Annotated in this window: 12 protein-coding genes; 4 read left to right on the top strand and 8 right to left on the bottom strand. The window is 72.1% G+C overall.

The features are described from left to right. Positions 1 to 24 precede the first annotated feature (24 nt). The 3 genes from ACQPYK_RS39065 to ACQPYK_RS39055 all read right to left on the bottom strand — a co-directional run bounded on the left by ACQPYK_RS39065 (position 25) and on the right by ACQPYK_RS39055 (position 4,438). Positions 25 to 1,647 carry an RNA polymerase sigma factor gene (locus ACQPYK_RS39065; RefSeq protein WP_433242992.1) on the bottom strand — a complete coding sequence of 541 codons (1,623 nt, stop codon included), beginning with the start codon at positions 1,645 to 1,647 and terminating at the stop codon, positions 25 to 27. A 189-nt stretch (positions 1,648 to 1,836) separates the two neighbouring features. Then, positions 1,837 to 3,606 (bottom strand): substrate-binding and VWA domain-containing protein, encoded by a 1,770-nt coding sequence (locus ACQPYK_RS39060; protein WP_433242989.1) that lies wholly within the window; start codon positions 3,604 to 3,606, stop codon positions 1,837 to 1,839. A gap of 199 nt (positions 3,607 to 3,805) precedes the next feature. Then, complete coding sequence (locus ACQPYK_RS39055; protein ID WP_433242986.1) at positions 3,806 to 4,438, bottom strand: cation transporter; 633 nt, start codon at positions 4,436 to 4,438, stop codon at positions 3,806 to 3,808. Positions 4,439 to 4,582: 144 nt separating this feature from the next. Here ACQPYK_RS39055 and ACQPYK_RS39050 point away from each other — a divergent pair, with 144 nt between their 5' ends. Together ACQPYK_RS39050 and ACQPYK_RS39045 are read left to right on the top strand one after the other, a co-directional pair. Beyond that, positions 4,583 to 5,356 carry a DUF4184 family protein gene (locus tag ACQPYK_RS39050; RefSeq protein ID WP_433242983.1) on the top strand — a complete coding sequence of 258 codons (774 nt, stop codon included), beginning with the start codon at positions 4,583 to 4,585 and terminating at the stop codon, positions 5,354 to 5,356. Continuing rightward, positions 5,349 to 6,179 carry a TrmH family RNA methyltransferase gene (locus tag ACQPYK_RS39045; RefSeq protein WP_433242980.1) on the top strand — a complete coding sequence of 277 codons (831 nt, stop codon included), beginning with the start codon at positions 5,349 to 5,351 and terminating at the stop codon, positions 6,177 to 6,179. The genes ACQPYK_RS39050 and ACQPYK_RS39045 overlap by 8 nt, the downstream gene beginning before the upstream one ends. 34 nt (positions 6,180 to 6,213) lie before the next feature. Here the strand turns inward: ACQPYK_RS39045 and ACQPYK_RS39040 are convergent, their stop codons facing one another. Beyond that, complete coding sequence (locus ACQPYK_RS39040; RefSeq protein WP_433242977.1) at positions 6,214 to 6,699, bottom strand: nuclear transport factor 2 family protein; 486 nt, start codon at positions 6,697 to 6,699, stop codon at positions 6,214 to 6,216. Between the two features lie 125 nt (positions 6,700 to 6,824). On the opposite strand from ACQPYK_RS39040, the gene ACQPYK_RS39035 reads away from it, so the two are divergent. Both ACQPYK_RS39035 and ACQPYK_RS39030 read left to right on the top strand, forming a co-directional pair. After that, positions 6,825 to 7,355, top strand: a complete 531-nt coding sequence (locus ACQPYK_RS39035; RefSeq protein ID WP_433242974.1) for a GNAT family N-acetyltransferase — start codon at positions 6,825 to 6,827, stop codon at positions 7,353 to 7,355. 159 nt (positions 7,356 to 7,514) lie between these two features. Beyond that, the gene (locus ACQPYK_RS39030; RefSeq protein WP_433242971.1) at positions 7,515 to 8,606 is read left to right on the top strand and encodes a winged helix DNA-binding domain-containing protein; all 1,092 of its coding nucleotides are present in this window, start codon (positions 7,515 to 7,517) and stop codon (positions 8,604 to 8,606) included. 104 nt (positions 8,607 to 8,710) lie between these two features. Here ACQPYK_RS39030 and ACQPYK_RS39025 read toward each other — a convergent pair whose 3' ends face one another. The 4 genes from ACQPYK_RS39025 to ACQPYK_RS39010 all read right to left on the bottom strand — a co-directional run bounded on the left by ACQPYK_RS39025 (position 8,711) and on the right by ACQPYK_RS39010 (position 14,578). After that, positions 8,711 to 9,691 (bottom strand): D-alanyl-D-alanine carboxypeptidase family protein, encoded by a 981-nt coding sequence (locus tag ACQPYK_RS39025; RefSeq protein WP_433242968.1) that lies wholly within the window; start codon positions 9,689 to 9,691, stop codon positions 8,711 to 8,713. Between the two features lie 239 nt (positions 9,692 to 9,930). Next, positions 9,931 to 10,464 (bottom strand): DedA family protein, encoded by a 534-nt coding sequence (locus tag ACQPYK_RS39020; protein WP_433242965.1) that lies wholly within the window; start codon positions 10,462 to 10,464, stop codon positions 9,931 to 9,933. A 321-nt stretch (positions 10,465 to 10,785) separates the two neighbouring features. Beyond that, positions 10,786 to 10,845, bottom strand: coding sequence for a hypothetical protein (locus ACQPYK_RS39015; RefSeq protein WP_433259047.1), 60 nt, complete (start codon positions 10,843 to 10,845; stop codon positions 10,786 to 10,788). Positions 10,846 to 11,194: 349 nt separating this feature from the next. Continuing rightward, positions 11,195 to 14,578, bottom strand: a complete 3,384-nt coding sequence (locus ACQPYK_RS39010) for a BTAD domain-containing putative transcriptional regulator (RefSeq protein WP_433242962.1) — start codon at positions 14,576 to 14,578, stop codon at positions 11,195 to 11,197. Positions 14,579 to 14,592: the final 14 nt, after the last annotated feature.

Here is a 14,592-nt window from a genome sequence, read left to right as displayed (position 1 = left end):
CTCTTTTTAAGATCATATTGTGGCTTATTCCGCACTGGCCGTCGGCGAAGGCGTCGGTGCCGACGTCGGAAGCGGAGGCGGGTCGCTGGGCGGATCCGAGGCCTCCGCCTCAAGGCCCTCCCATGAGATCGCGCAGCTGGAGGCGCCGCCCGCGGAGGTGAAGGCGACCCGCCCCGTGCCGCTCTCATCGGGATCGGCGGCGCTCACCCAGATCGTGCTTGTGGCTCCGGCCCTGAGCCGTCCGCGCCGGGGCCGGACATCCAGGCCGCCCGAGGCGGTCGCCGACCACGAGACCGCGGCGTTGCGAGCGGAGAGCTGGATCTGCCCCGCGCCCTCTCCGATGTCGGTGGGGCACGAGACGGCCAGCCGCCCGGTGGCGGGCCGGGCGGCGGGACCGCGGGTGACGCGAGGCCGGTCGGGAACCGGCCGCCGGGTCGCCGCCGGCCGGGCCGGGCCGGGTGTGGGCGCGGCCGTCCTGGTCCGACCGGGCTCGGAGGTTCTCGTGGGTTCGGCGGACTCGGTGGATTCCACCGGTTCAGGTGTCGGTTCAGGTGGTGAGGGCTCCGGCGAGCCCGCTTCCGGGGCGGGCTCCAGCGTGATCAACGCGGGTTTCCGGTTCGGCGCGGCGTCGGCCGGATCCGCCGACCCGCCGGCCACCTCCCGTCCGGAGAACACGATCACGACCCCGGTGACCACCAGTACGCACAGGGCGGCCACGATCACCGGAGCCGTTCGCCGGGCGGATCCGCGGCGCCGGGTCCGTTTCGCCCTGGTGCCCCTCGGGCCCGTTCTGCCACGCGTCTTCGCGCGACGTTCGGCCGCCACCGGGAATCCGGTCCGGTCGAAGCGATCGCCTGCCTCGGTGACGACGGCGCGCGTCACCGCGAAGTCCGGGTTCACACAGGTCTCGATGACCCGGCGACGCAGGGACAGCGGTGGGAAGGCCGCCGGCACCATGTCGAGCAGCCGCCCGGCCGAGACGTGCCGGCTTCGCCGTTCGAGGCAGACCTCGCAGCGGGCGATGTGGCCGGAGAGCCGCCGGCGCAGCATGGTGGTGAGCGGGCCCTCCCACGAGTCGACCATCGCCGACAGGTCCGGGCAGTGCGCCCGGCCGACCCTGGCCAGCACCACGGCGGCGGCCGAGTTCTCCAGGTGCTCGCGGGCCCGTCCGAGCCGTGTCGTGGCCTGCCGCGAGGACAGCCCGAGCACCATGCCGACCTCGCCGGTGCTGAGATCGTGCCGCAGCGACAGCTCCAGTGCCTCGCGTTCCTGTCCGCTCAGCTCGGCCAGCGCCTCGTGCACCAGCACGGCCAGCTCGCGATCGTCGGGGACGTCGTGATCGTCGAACTCCGGCTCGGGCGCCGCAGCCCGGGCGCCGGCCGCGCACCGGAGGCGGACGAGAGCGTACAGCCACGGGCGCAGCCGGCTCGGCTCACGCAGCCGGTCCACGCACCCGCACGCGGTGACCAGGGCGTCGTGTACGGCCTCGGCCGCGCCGTCCCGGTCGCCCAGCAGCGAGTGGGCGTAGTCGTTGAGACGTTCCGCGTAGGAGTCGTAGAGTTTCGCGGGCGCCGTCGCGTCGGCACGCCGCAACGCCTCCACGAGTTGCTGGTCGTCGGTTCGGCCGACGGTCGGCCATCCGGGCACGGACATTCCTCCCCGTAGGACGGACTCGTTCACGGGCCATGCCCGAGACCCCACACGCGTAGGACGCCACCTGGCGGAGACGGGTTGTCCTAACCGGTCGATACCATGCCGACCCGGTATGAACTGGTAAAACTGAAACGGCTGGGGTCCGTGGGACGCCAGCCGTACAGGGTGGAAGAGGATGCGGGATCAGCAGTTGGGCGCGCAGATACGGCGCTTCATGCCCTCCAGGAAGAACTTGCGGACCTGGAGCACGTCCCGGGCGATGAACGCCTCGCCGCCGGTCGCCTTGGCCAGCGCGTCCATCTGCTTCTTGCCCGCCGCGGCCTCGGGGCCGAAGGCGATGAGCAGGATGCTGACCGGCTTCTCCGGGTTGTAGGTCTTCTTCAGGTACCGCAGCATCTCCTCGTTGGAGACGCCGCCGTCCGGGTCGTCGTTGCCGGCGCCGTCGGTGAGGATCAGCACTGTGTTGATCTTGTCGCTCTGGTACTCCTTGGTCATCTGCTCGTAGGCGGCCCGGAGCGTGTCGTTCAGCCCGGTGTCGCCGGTGGGCTTCGCCCGGATCGCGGAGACCTTCTGGGCCAGCAGGTCCTTGCGGAGCACGCCGTCGATGCTCTCGGTCAGCGGGCCGACGGGCACCGTCTTGCGGAAGTCGACGCCTTGGCCGTCGAGATGTGTGGAATATTCCCACACGCCGATCTCGCTCTTGGCCGGGAACAGCCGCATGCCCTCGATGGCGATCTTGGAGATCATGCGCATCCGATCCGAGCCCGTGCCCGGGACCGGCAGGGCCATCGTGCCGGAGACGTCCAGCAGCGCCAGCAGCCGGGTGCCGAGGTTCAGCCGGGACCACGACTGCGACATCTTCACGACGGTCCCGGCGTCGGGCGCCTTCAACGCCCGGGGAGCCTTGGCCTGGAAGCCGCCGACGTCGGCGACCGCCTCGCCCCCCTTGCCGTCCGGGGTGCGAAAGCCCCGCTCGCGCAGCGTCCTCTTGGCGGCCTCGGTGCCGAATTCCTGCTGGAAGGCCTCGGCGGCCTCGCGGATCGCGGCGTCCTTGGCGGTGATCACCACGGGATAGTCGAGGTTGAGGGTGCCCTCGGCCGGATACAGGGGAACCGCCGCGACCTCCGGCTTCTTGACGTTGTTGAACGACCAGACGCCCTGCTCGGAGGCGACGCCGAGCGGGGCCCGGGTGCCCTTGACGCCGAGGCTGGACAGCAGCGCGTCCTGGTCGCGGACCGCCGATCCGGACAGCGTCTTGAGCGCGCCGACCAGCTGCTCCTGGCCGACGCCCGAGGTCGTGGCCACCCCGGCGGCGGCCAGGAGCGCGCCGAGCCCGGCGGCGTTGAAGGAGGGGTCGAGCGCCAGCACGCGCACCTTGCGGCCCGGCCCGTCGACGTTGGCCACGTTGGCGGCGTTGATCATGCCGCCCCAGCTCGCCATGCCGAAGCTCTTCTTCAGGCTCGGCACCACCGAACCGGAGGCCACCATGACGATGGGGGACTGGGCCACGGAGGCGCCGGGGGCCGGCATCTGCGGGTTCCTGGCCCGCAGGTTGGCCACCCACAGCGACGAGTCGGGGATCCACAGGTCCGTCGCGCCGCCCTTGCCGCCGGCCAGCCCGGAGGCCACGGTCGCCGGGACGCCCTTGGTCACCGTGACGCTCGCGCACTTGCCGCCGACGTCGTGACCGGCCTTGTTGAAACGCTCGGCGATCTCGGACACGGCGGGCTGGATGTCGGGGGAGGCGGTGACCCGCACCGCGATCCCCTCTCCGGCGCATCCCCGATCCCGATTGATGATCACGAAGGCGGCGACGCCGAGCAGCACCGCGAGGGCGACGGAACCGGCCAGGGGGGCGAGCACCGCGCCGCGTCCGCTGCGACGCCGTCGGGGCGGTTCGGTGGAGGAGGCGTAGCCGTCCTCGAGTTCATCCGTCCGGTGACGTCCGCCCACGATGCCCTCTTAGGTGTCGATGTTCTGAGCCAGCGGGTCACCCTATCGGGAGGTTCTCCGCAATATTCACGGAACTGTACTGGGAACACTTACTGTGGCAAAACACCGCTCTTGGTGCGGAGATCACCGTACGCGTCGGTAAGTAACAGCTGTGATCTACGGCGGAGCGGCCCGCTCCGGCACAGCCGGCACGGCCGGCTCAATGGCAGCAGGAGTGTCCGCGCCAGGCCTTCCGGCCCTCCCGTACGGCCACCGCCGCCAGGAGCACGGCCATGGCGGGGTCCGCCCACCACCACCCGATGCCGTTCAGTCCGAGCCCGGCCAGCACCCCGGCGGCGAGCAGCGCGCACAGCAGGTTCTGGGTGCCCTCGCCCGAGGTGGCCGCCGAGTGCAGCCGGGCACCGAGCCGCCGCTTGGCCCGTCCCAGGAGCGGCATACCGACGAGGCTTGCCGCCGTCACCACGACGCCCAGCAGGCTGGGCACGGCCCGATGCCCGGCGTTCAGGTCGTGTGCCACGTGGACCAGCAGGTAAGGGGCGAGCAGCCAGAAGCTGATCGCCACCGCCTTGCGGGCCTTGCCCTCGGCGTCGTTGGAGAGGGTCCGCGAACCGGTGAACCGCCACACCACGATGAGGCTGGCCAAGGCCTCCACCAGCGAGGACATGCCCCAGCCGATCAGGGCGACCGAATGCGCCCCCAGACCGGCGGCCAGACCGAGCACGCTCTCGGCGCCCAGCCAGATCAGGGTGGCCAGGGAAAGAGCGCGCGCCCTGCGGGCGTCGCGCAGCCACTCGTCGCTCGCCGGCCGTACCAACACCGTCTGGTCAGCCACGATGCCCCCCGAATCACATAGCGCGACGCTCAGCAACATACACGTCACCGTTTGTGGCATCGGCCTGATGCCGCAAGCTCTCGGCCGCCATCCGGGCGGCGTAGTCTCCCGGGGAGTGCACCAGCAGATCATGGAGGACAGTTCGTGCCGTTCACGCCCAGCCACATCGCCGCGGTGCTGCCGCTGGTCTCCTCGGCCAGGGCCCGCCAGGTGCTGGACCCCTGGGCCCTCGCCCTGGGAGCGATGGTGCCCGACCTGCCGATCTTCCTGCCCTTCCTGCCGGGCTACAGTCTGTGGCACTCCACCCGAGGCGTCCTCACGATCGACCCGTTCGCCGTCGTCGTGCTGCTGGCGGCCTTCCACGGCCTGATCCGCGATCCCCTGACCGCGCTGCTCCCTCCCGGGCTCTGCGGGCGCGTCGCCGCGCTGTCTCCCGACGGGTACGGCCTGCGACGGCTGCCCACCGTGATCGCCGGCGGTGTCGTCGGCGCCTTCACCCACAAGCTGTGGGACTCCTTCACCCACCACTACAGCTCGGCCATCTGGGGCTGGGACTGGCTGGACGCGCGGGTGGCGGGTCTCATCCCGGTCTTCCGCCTGCTGCAGTACCTCTCCACGGTCGCCGGCCTGGCCGCGGTGCTCTGGTGGGCCTGGCGCGGACTGTCCCGGATGGAGCCCCGGGAGCCGCCGCGGCGCCTGGCCCTCTCCGGCCGGGCCCGGCGCGCCGTCCTCCTGGCCGCCGTCGCGGCGACCCTGCTGGGCGCGGCGATCTGGCCGGTCGCCTTCCCACCCCGAAGCTGGGCCGAGACGGTCACTCGCGTGGGCGCCGGAGTGGTGGCGGGCTGCTGCGCCCTGCTGCTCGTCTACGCGGGAGTGTGGCAGCTCAGGCGGCTCGTGGCAGTATTCGAAGGTGTTTAACGCCTCGGATCCCCGTCTGGCCGACTACGCCAACCTGCGCGACGTCGAGCTGCGCAAGAGCATGGAGGCCGAGCACGGTCTCTTCATCGCCGAAGGGGAGAAGGTGATCCGCCGGGCCGTCGCGGCCGGCTACCCGGTGCGATCGGTGCTGCTGACCCGGCGCTGGGCCGAGCCGCTCGCCGACCTGCTCGACGGACTCGGCGACCGGGTCTACGTGGTGGACGACGACGTCATGGAGAAGATCGCCGGTTTCCCGGTGCACCGGGGCGCGCTGGCCGCGATGGAGCGGCGGGAACTGCCCGCGGTGGAGGAGATCCTGCGCGGGGCCTCCCGGCGCGTTCTCGTCCTCGAAGACCTCGTCGACCACGGAAACGTCGGGGCCATCTTCCGCTGCGCCGCCGCGCTGGGCGTCGAGGCGGTGATCCTGTCGCCCCGCTGCGCCGATCCCCTGTACAGGCGGTCGGTGAAGGTCTCGATGGGCGCGGTCTTCGCCATCCCGTACGCGCGGATGACCAACTGGTACGACGGCCTGCGGGAGTTGCGCGCGGCGGGCTTCCAGACGCTGGCCCTCACCCCCGACCAGTCCGCCGCCGCCCTGGACGAGGTCGACATGGGCGAGCGGGTCGCGCTGCTGCTGGGCTCGGAGGGCGACGGGCTGTCCTCCCGCTGGCTGCACGAGGCCGACCGGCCGGTCTGCATCCCGATGAGCCCGGCCGCGATGGGCCTGGGAGTCGACTCGCTCAACGTGGTGGCCGCCGCGGCCATCGCCTGCCACGGCCTGATGCGCGGAGGTCCGGCGGACCCGCCCCACCCGGGGGCCTGAGCCCGCCCGGGTGGCGGCCATGGCCGGGGTGGGCTCAGCTCCGGACGTCGTCCGTCCGCAGGGCTTCGATGACCGCGGCGGTGTCCAGGTAGAACGGACGGATCTCGGCGACACGGCCGTCCCTGATGGTCATCAGCTGCATCACCTCGGTCTCCAGGACCCTGCCGGTGGCACGGGCGCGCAGGCGCCCCCGGTTCCAGACCACGACGGTGTCGCCGTCGACCACATATCTCTGCTCCAGGAACTCCAGGGACTGCCAGGCCTCGCTCATCGCGGCCATGAACCGCTCGATGCCGCTCGGCCCTCGCCAGACGCCCCCGTAGGGCAACCCGGCGGCCTGGAACATCACGACCTCGGGGTCGAGGCACTCGGCGAACTCGTCGAAGGAGGCCTTGCCGGGGCCGCCGGCGGTGATGTAGGCCGCCTCCGCCGCGTAGAGCCTCTCCAACGCGGCCAGGGATCCGCGGCCTCCGTCGGGTTCCGTGTCCGCGGTGTCGTTCGTCGTCGTTTCCGTTGTCATGCCTTCATGATGTCCGTTTCCGAGGGAACACTCCGGCGGGAATCGGACGACCAAATCCCCGGTTCCCCGAGGGGCCGGTACGGTGCCAGACTTCACGTTCCGCCGATTCCGGATAGGGAGATCCCGTGCCCCTCGTAACGCTGCGCCCCGTGATCGAAGAGGATCTGACGATCTTCGAGGAGGAGTTCTACAGCCCGGAGGGCACCGGGCCCTACCAGTGGTTCGGGCACCGCACCACGGGGAGGGAGCGGCGCGCGTTCGCCGAGACGGGCCTGCTGGGCGACGACGGCGGCACGCTGACCGTCTGTTCCGGCGGGGAGGTGAGCGGGCGCGTCGAATGGTTCAAGGCGTCCTGGGGACGCCCGCTCACCTCATGGTGCTGGGAGATCGCCATCGGCCTGCGGCCGGGCTTCCAGGGACGCGGCATCGGGACCGAGGCGCAGCGGCAACTCGCCGCCTACCTGTTCGAGCACACCCGCGCCCACCGGATCCAGGCCTTCACCGACATTCGGAACCGTGGCGAGCAGCGCGCGCTGGAGAAGGCCGGATTCCAGCGGGAGGGCGTCATACGTGAGGCGCAGTGGCGCGGCGGGCGCTGGCACGACCAGGTCCTCTACTCGCTCCTGCGCCCCGGTGCCGGCCGTACCGAGCCGTAACCATGCCCGCCTCGAACGGGGGAACCTGAGCGGGGTGTCGGAGAGCGTGCGCCTGATGACCCGGCCCTTGCCGACATCCGTTCCCTCGGCCGACGGGCACTCCGGCATGGCCGTTCATACCTGCCATCACCTGTCAGATACGGCGGGCAGTATGAACCCGTGGACACCCTCACGACGCGGCGACTCAACCGCGCGACCCTGGCCCGTCAGATGCTCCTCGCGCGGGAGAAGACCGACGTCGTCACGGCGGTGGAACGGATCGGCGGCATGCAGGCGCAGGAGGCCAGGCACCCGTTCACCGGTCTGTGGGCGCGGGTGGCGGACTTCCGGCGCGAGGACCTGCACCGGGCACTGCACGACCGCGTCATCGTGCGGGCCACCATGATGCGGGCCACCCTGCACCTGATGAGCGCGGCCGACTACACGGCGTTCCGCCCGACGCTGCGGCCGGCGCTCACCGCCGCGGTGTCCGGACGCGCCGACCTGTTCGCCGGCCTGGACCTCGACCGGCTGCTGCCCGTCGCCCGCGCGCTCCTGCGGGAACGCCCCCGCGACTTCACCACGCTGCGCGGCCTCTTGCAACAGGAGTTTCCCGAGGCCAACGATCGCGGGCTCGGCTACGCCGTCCGAACCCAGCTTCCCCTGGTCATGGTCCCCACCGAGGACCGCTGGGGATTCCCGCCGACGGCGGATTTCGCCGCCGCGGACGCATGGCTGGGCTCGGAACCGGCGGGCGAGCCGGTGGAGGAACTGGTGCTGCGCTATCTGGCGGCCTTCGGGCCCGCCACCGCCGCCGACGCGCAGACCTGGTCCGGGATCAAGGGGCTGCGCGCCGTACTGGACGGCCTGCGGCCGAGGCTGCGCGTCTTCCGCGACGAGCGGGGGCGCGAGCTCTTCGACCTTCCCGACGCCCCGCGCCCGGACGAGGACGTCCCGGCCCCCGCCCGCCTCCTGCCGGATTTCGACAGTCTGGTGCTCGCACACGCCGACCGCACCCGGCTGATGGCCGAGGAGTATCGCGGACGCGTCACCACCAAGAACCTCCGCGTACGGGCCACATTCCTCTGGGACGGCTTCGTACGCGGCACCTGGCAGGTGGAGCGCCGGCGCAAGGCCGCCGTCCTGCGGATGACCCCGTTCGAGCCACTCGGCGCAGGCGCCGTCGCCGAGCTGACCCGGGAGGCCGACGCCCTGCTGCGGTTCGCCGAACCGGACGCCGCCACCTGGGACGTCGAGATCGAAGCTCTCTGACGGCGGGGGACACTTCTGCGGCCCCTCCCGGATCCGGGCGTCACCCGTGACAGGGAGGGGCCGCGGGACGGGGTCCGGACGTCCTGCGCGTGCGGTCCGGCCCGCTAGACGTCGTCGCTGAGGTCGCCCTCGCCCGCCGTCGTCTGCTCTTCGGCCCAGTCGAGAAGCCGCTCGGCGGTCTGGAAGCGCCGGTCGGCGCTGGAGTCGCCCAGGAGGACGCCGATCATCAGATGGCCGTCGCGGTCGGCGGCGAATGACAGGCAGTAGCCTGCGGCCCGGGTGTAGCCCGTCTTGACGCCCAGGGCGCCGGGCGCCTTGCCGAGCAGCTTGTTGCTGTTGGTCCAGGTGTGGGCTCGATGCAGGTTCGACTTTCGCACGACGTGGCGCCGGGTGGAGGCGATGGTCCGCAACACCGGATCGCGGAGCGCGACCTCGGCCAGCTTGGCCTGGTCCAGCGCGGTGGAGTAGCCGGGAGTGGGCTTGGGCAACCCGTCGGGGTTGGCGTAACGGGTGCCGGTCAGGCTCAGGGCGCGGGCGGCGGCGTTCATCTTGGCCACGAACCTGCTGTCGCCCGGCCCGTAGACGCGGGCCAGCGCGTGGGTGGCGTCCGCTCCGGAGGGAAGCATCACCCCGTAGAGCAACTCCCTGACGGTCAGGCGTTCACCGGCGCGCAGCCCGGCGGCGGTGCCGTCGTTCGTCGTCGCGTGCCGTACGTCCCCCGCGTTGATCGTCACGACGTCGTCCAGCCCGGCCTCCCGCAGCACGACGTAGGCGGTCATGACCTTCGTGAGACTGGCCACCGGCAGTCGCCGGGTCGCCTGCTTGCTGAAGTGGACCGTTCCGGTGCCGGCGTCGAACAGGTAGGCGGCGCGTTCGGGCACCGCCGGAGCGGCCCGGTGAGCGGTCCGGCGAGCGACCTGGTGAGCGACCTGGTGAGCGACCTGGTGAGCGGTCCGGTCAGTGGCTCGCTGGGCGAGTGCGGTGCCCTGCCGGGCACCCTGCTGGGCATGCGCGGGCGGGATGAATCCCGTGGCCATGGTGACCAGTGCGGCGCAGGTGATGAGGCGGATTCCCCCGATGTGCATGAGAGACATGGTGACAGAGTCGACCGTCGATATGCGGAGGTTGGTGCTTTGGTCATGGAAACGTTGACATCGACGCCGTAGGTCGGAGATCCGGGCTTAAACCGGCCTTACCGGATCTGCCGCCGGACCGCCGGACCGCCGGACCGCCGGGTCGCCGGGTCGCTGGACTGCTGAGCCGCCGAGTCGCTGGACCGCCGGGTCGCTGAGCTGCCGGGCCGCCGGGCCGCGCGGAGAGGAGGTCACACGCTGGTGAACTCGTCCCGCGCGCGCTGTGCGATCCGGCGGCGGCGGCGCCACCGGACGACGGTGACGATCACGACGAGCGCCACCACGGCGACCGTGCCAGCCAGGAGCGGCGACTCGGCGGCCAGCTTCAGCCAGCCCCAGATCACCGAGTAGAGGCCGAAGGAGGTCACCGGAACCCAGGTCAGGCAGCCGAGCGCGCTGGCCGCGGCGTACCAGGGATAGGAGATCCGCAGCACCCCGGCCACCCAGGGCAGTGTGTGCCGCAGGCCGGGCACCCAGAAGCAGGCGTAGACGGCGAGTGCGCCCCACTTCCTGACGGCGTTCTCGACCTTGAGGATGTTCGCCTGGCCGATCTTCCTGCCCAGGCGCGAGGCGTAGATCCTGGGACCCAGCTTGTAGCCGATCCAGTAGTAGACCTGGAACACACCGAACAGCGCGATCCCGCCGAGGAGGACCCAGAGCCACAGCGGCATGCCCAGGACGGAGGCGGACGCGGGATCGGGGATGCCCGCCGCAAAGGATCGCACCTTGAACACCACCGCCACGTCTGTTTGTCTGCTCGCCTTTGATATTAGGCCAGGCTTACCTGATTCGGCACCGTGCCCCTGCAAGCGGTCGTCAAGCAGAGATCAACCGTCGCGGCGTACACCTATGGACAACGAGGAAAGGTGTCTGTCATGAGTCCGCGAAGCAGTCTGGCGCCGGTGGTGGCGAGTGGAACCGCGAGCGCTGTGAAACTGCTGATCGCCACGCTGGCCTTCACCGGCGCCTACGTGGGGGTGGAGGCGTCTCACTCCTCCTCCGTCCAGGCCCCGGCGGATGCGGGCACGCGGACAGGGAGCCTGCCCTCAGAGCCGGCGCAGGTCAGCACGGCGCAGGTCAGTACGGCGCAGGTCAGTACGGCGCAGGTCAGTACGGCGCAGGTCAGTACGGCGCAGGTCAGTACGGCGCAGGCACCGGCCGCCGGCCGGATCGCCGTCAGCGCGCTCACCGCGCCGCGACCGTGCGACAAGCCGTACCTGCTCCGAAGCGTGATCGACAATCCCCGTCCCAAGCGTGCCGTCTCCTACAGTTGGCGTCTGCAGCGCTGGAGCGTCACCGGCCGGAGCTGGCGGACCTACCTCATCGTGAACGCCGGCTTCGCCGGCCCGAGCCAGGCCGCCGAATGGCGGCCGAGCGTGGTCGACAACCCCGGGTGGTACCAGGCCGAGCTGTCCGTCTCCGGCGGCACCCGGCTGCGTAGCGAGCGCTTCCTCGTCAGCTGCTGAGCGAGCGCTGCGCCGCCTCGACCCAGCGTGCCACGCCGACCCGCCGCGCCACCGAGAGCGCCTTCTCGTAGTGGGGTCTCACCGCGTCGGTGAAACCCAGCCGCAGGGCCAGGTCGCCGAGGGTCAGCGCGACCGGCCACAGCGCCACCACGCCGGTGCCGGCCCCCGCGATCCGCTCGGCGAACGGCTTCAGCGTGTCGTAGGCCTCGATCATCCGCTCCCGGTCGTCCAGCAGCATGCCGGCCAGGGCCCGCCAGATCATCGCCAGCTCGTAGAGGAAGTCGGGACGCACCGGGGTCTTCACCGCGATGACCGCCCGCGCGTCGCGCACGTGCCCGGCCGAGGCCAGCGCCACCGCGTAGGCGTCGAGGGTCCACTTGGCCCCGCGCTGGTGGGCCTCGGCCAGGGGCTCCACCATGTCGGCCGCCCGGCCGTTGACCAGGTGCAGGCAGAACGTGGTGATCAGCGGCAGGTCCTGGCGACCCTCCAGCATCCCGGCCCGGGCCGTCAGCCGGGCGGCGTCGCGGTAGGCGCGCTCCGCACCGGCGAAGTCACCGGCGATCATCAGGCGTTGCCCGGCGTACCACGCCCCGACGGCCGCCGGCGCGGGCAGGCCGTACTGCCTGGCGAGCCGTTCGGCGGCGGCGACGTGTGCGTCGGCCTCGGCGAACGCGCCCGAGGCGGCCGCGCACTCCATCAGCACGAGATGGGCCAGCGCCTGGACCGAGACCTGACCGGTCGTCTTGCCGACCTCCAGCAGCTCCCGGCCGATGACCTCGCGCTCACCGACCGGGGTGATGCCGTAGGACTGGCGTAGCCTGCCGCTCAGCGCGGTCGCCAGCAGTGCGGGGTCACCGCTGCGCCGGGCCAGCTCCTCGGCCTCCAGCGAGGCCTGCTCGCCCCGCGGGGTGGCCGACCCCTCCAGCTCCAGCGCGAGCGTGGCCAGCAGGCTCGCCCGCAGTGACTGCTCGGCGGCGGGCAGCTCGACCAACGCCTTCTCGGCGACGTCGACGATCTCCCACGCGGTGCGGGTGAAGTCGCGCGCCATGCCCTTGTGCGGCACCGCCAGCGAGGCCGCCACCCGGGCGGTGAGCTCCAGGTTGCCCAGCGGCAGGGCCGCGTCCATCGCCTCCCGCCGCCGTCTGCGGGCCGCGGCCATGTCGCCGCACAGCGCCAGCGCCTTGATCAGGCTCAGGGTCAGCAGCAGGCGTTCCCTGGTGCTGTCGGGGGTGTGGGTGATGCCGGAACGGTCGAAGGCGGCGATGGCCTGCTCCCACAGCGAGGCGGCCTCACGGTGGGCGAAACGACGCTCGGCCTGCTCGGCGGCCAGCCCGGCGTAATGCACCGCCTTGATGGCCGTCTCCGCGGTGCCCGCCGCGTCGTAGTGGTGGGCGAGCGCGGCCACGTCACCGGGATTCCTGCGCTCGATCACCGCGGCCACCGCGGCGTGCAGCCGGGAACGGCGCAGCCGGGAGGCGTCGGAGTAGAGGGTGTCGCGGACCAGATCGTGGTCGAAGCGGAGCATGCCGGGGCCCGGCTCGGTGACCAGCCCGGCCAGCAGCGCCGCCTCCACCGCGTCCACCACGGCGTCCTCGTCGCCCGTCACGTCCACCAGCACGTCCACGTCGACGTCACGGCCGATCACCGCGGCCTGCAGCAGGATCTGCTGGGCCGCCGCAGGCAGCCGGGAGATGCGCCGCCGCAGCACGTCACGGACGCCGGAGGGCACCCCGGAGATCACCTCGGCGGCCGTCGCGCGGTCGCTGACCGCCTCGGCGTCGAGCAGGCGCACGGTCTCCCGGACGAAGAAGGGATTGCCGCCGGTGCGCTCGACGATGCTGTTGACCGCGTCCTCGTCCACTTCGCGCACGCAGGTCGCCCGGACCAGCTCGGCCACCGCCTTGGGATCGAGGCCGGTCAGGCCCACCCGGACCGGTCCGAGGCGGGCCAGTGCCGCCAGCACGTCGGCCTGCTGGTCGCTGAGCTCGCTGTCACGGCAGGTCACCACCAATAGCACCCGGCTGGTGGCCAGCAGGCTCGGCAGCGCGCGCAGCAGCGCGAGGGTCTGGTCGTCGGCCCAGTGCAGGTCCTCCAGCGTCAGCAGGATCGGGGTGTCCCGGGCGACGGCCGCCAGGTAGCCGCCCACCGCCCGGTGCAGCCGGAAGCCGCCGGAGGCCTGGTCGTCGTCGGGGGCGGGGGCCGCGTCGTCCAGCAGCGGGGCGAGCAGCGGGGCGTACTCCCCGGGCCCGGCCGCGTTCACCAGGGTGCGCAGGATCTCCACCCAGGCCCAGCCGGGCGGGGTGGCGCTGCTGTCGGGGCAGGCGCCGGAGGAGGTGCCCCAGCCGTCGTCGGAGAGTCGTCTGGTGAGCTGGCGCACCAGCGTGGTCTTGCCCGCGCCCGCGTCGCCGCTGATCACCGCGACCGTGAAGCGGCCGGTCCGCGCCGCGGCCGTGGTCAACCGGCTCAGCTCGGCGTCCCGGCCGATGAACGGCTCGGGCTCCAGCGGCGGCAGCTCCACCGGCGCCACCGCGGGCCGGGGCGGCCAGGTGTCGGCGGGCACCGGGGGACGCTGGCGACCGGCCGGCGGGACCGCGAGTTGCAGGCCGGGATCCTGGGCCAGGATGTCGGACTCCAGCTTGCGCAGCGCCGGCCCCGGGTCGATGCCCAGCTCGTCGGCGAGGATCGTGCGGGCCTTGCGCAGCGCGGCCAGCGCGTCGCCCTGCCGTCCGCAGCGGTACAGGCCGAGGGCGAGCAGCCGCCAGCCCTCCTCGCGCAGCGGGTGCTCGGTGGTCAGCGCCTCCAGGTCGGGCACCGCCTCCGACGCCATGCCCAGGCGCAGGCCGCTGTCGGCGTGCCGCTCACGGGCCACCAGGCGCAGCTCGGCCAGCCGGTTGACCTCGGCCTCGGCCCACGGCTGGTCGGCGAAGTCGGAATACGGAGTGCCCCGCCACAGTCCCAGGGCCTTCTCCAGGCGTGTCCGCGCCGAGGCGGGATCGTCGCCCTCCAGATGCTCTCCGGCGGTGCGGACCAGCGACTCGAAGCGCAGGGCGTCCACCTGGTCGGGGGAGACCCGTAGCGCGTAGCCGGAGGCGACCGTCACCAGCAGCCGGTTGGGACCTCCGCGCGGACGGCCCGGTTCGAGGACCCGTCGCAGGCGCGAGATGTAGACCTGCAGGCCCGACTGCGCGCCCTTGGCGGCGTCGTCGGCCCACAGGTCGTAGAGGAGGGAGTCGACGGGCACGACCTGCCCGCGCGCCACCAGCAATCGGGCGAGGACGGCACGCTGCCGTAACCCGCCTAGGTCGAGCTCGTCCTCACCGGAGTGCGCCTCGACTGGACCGAGAACCCGGAACGCCACCATGTCAGCCGCCACGCTATGCGGGCCTT

This window comes from Streptosporangium sp. CA-135522 (assembly GCF_050949235.1).
Lineage (GTDB): Bacteria > Actinomycetota > Actinomycetes > Streptosporangiales > Streptosporangiaceae > Streptosporangium.
This window is presented reverse-complemented; position numbering and strand designations above follow the sequence as displayed.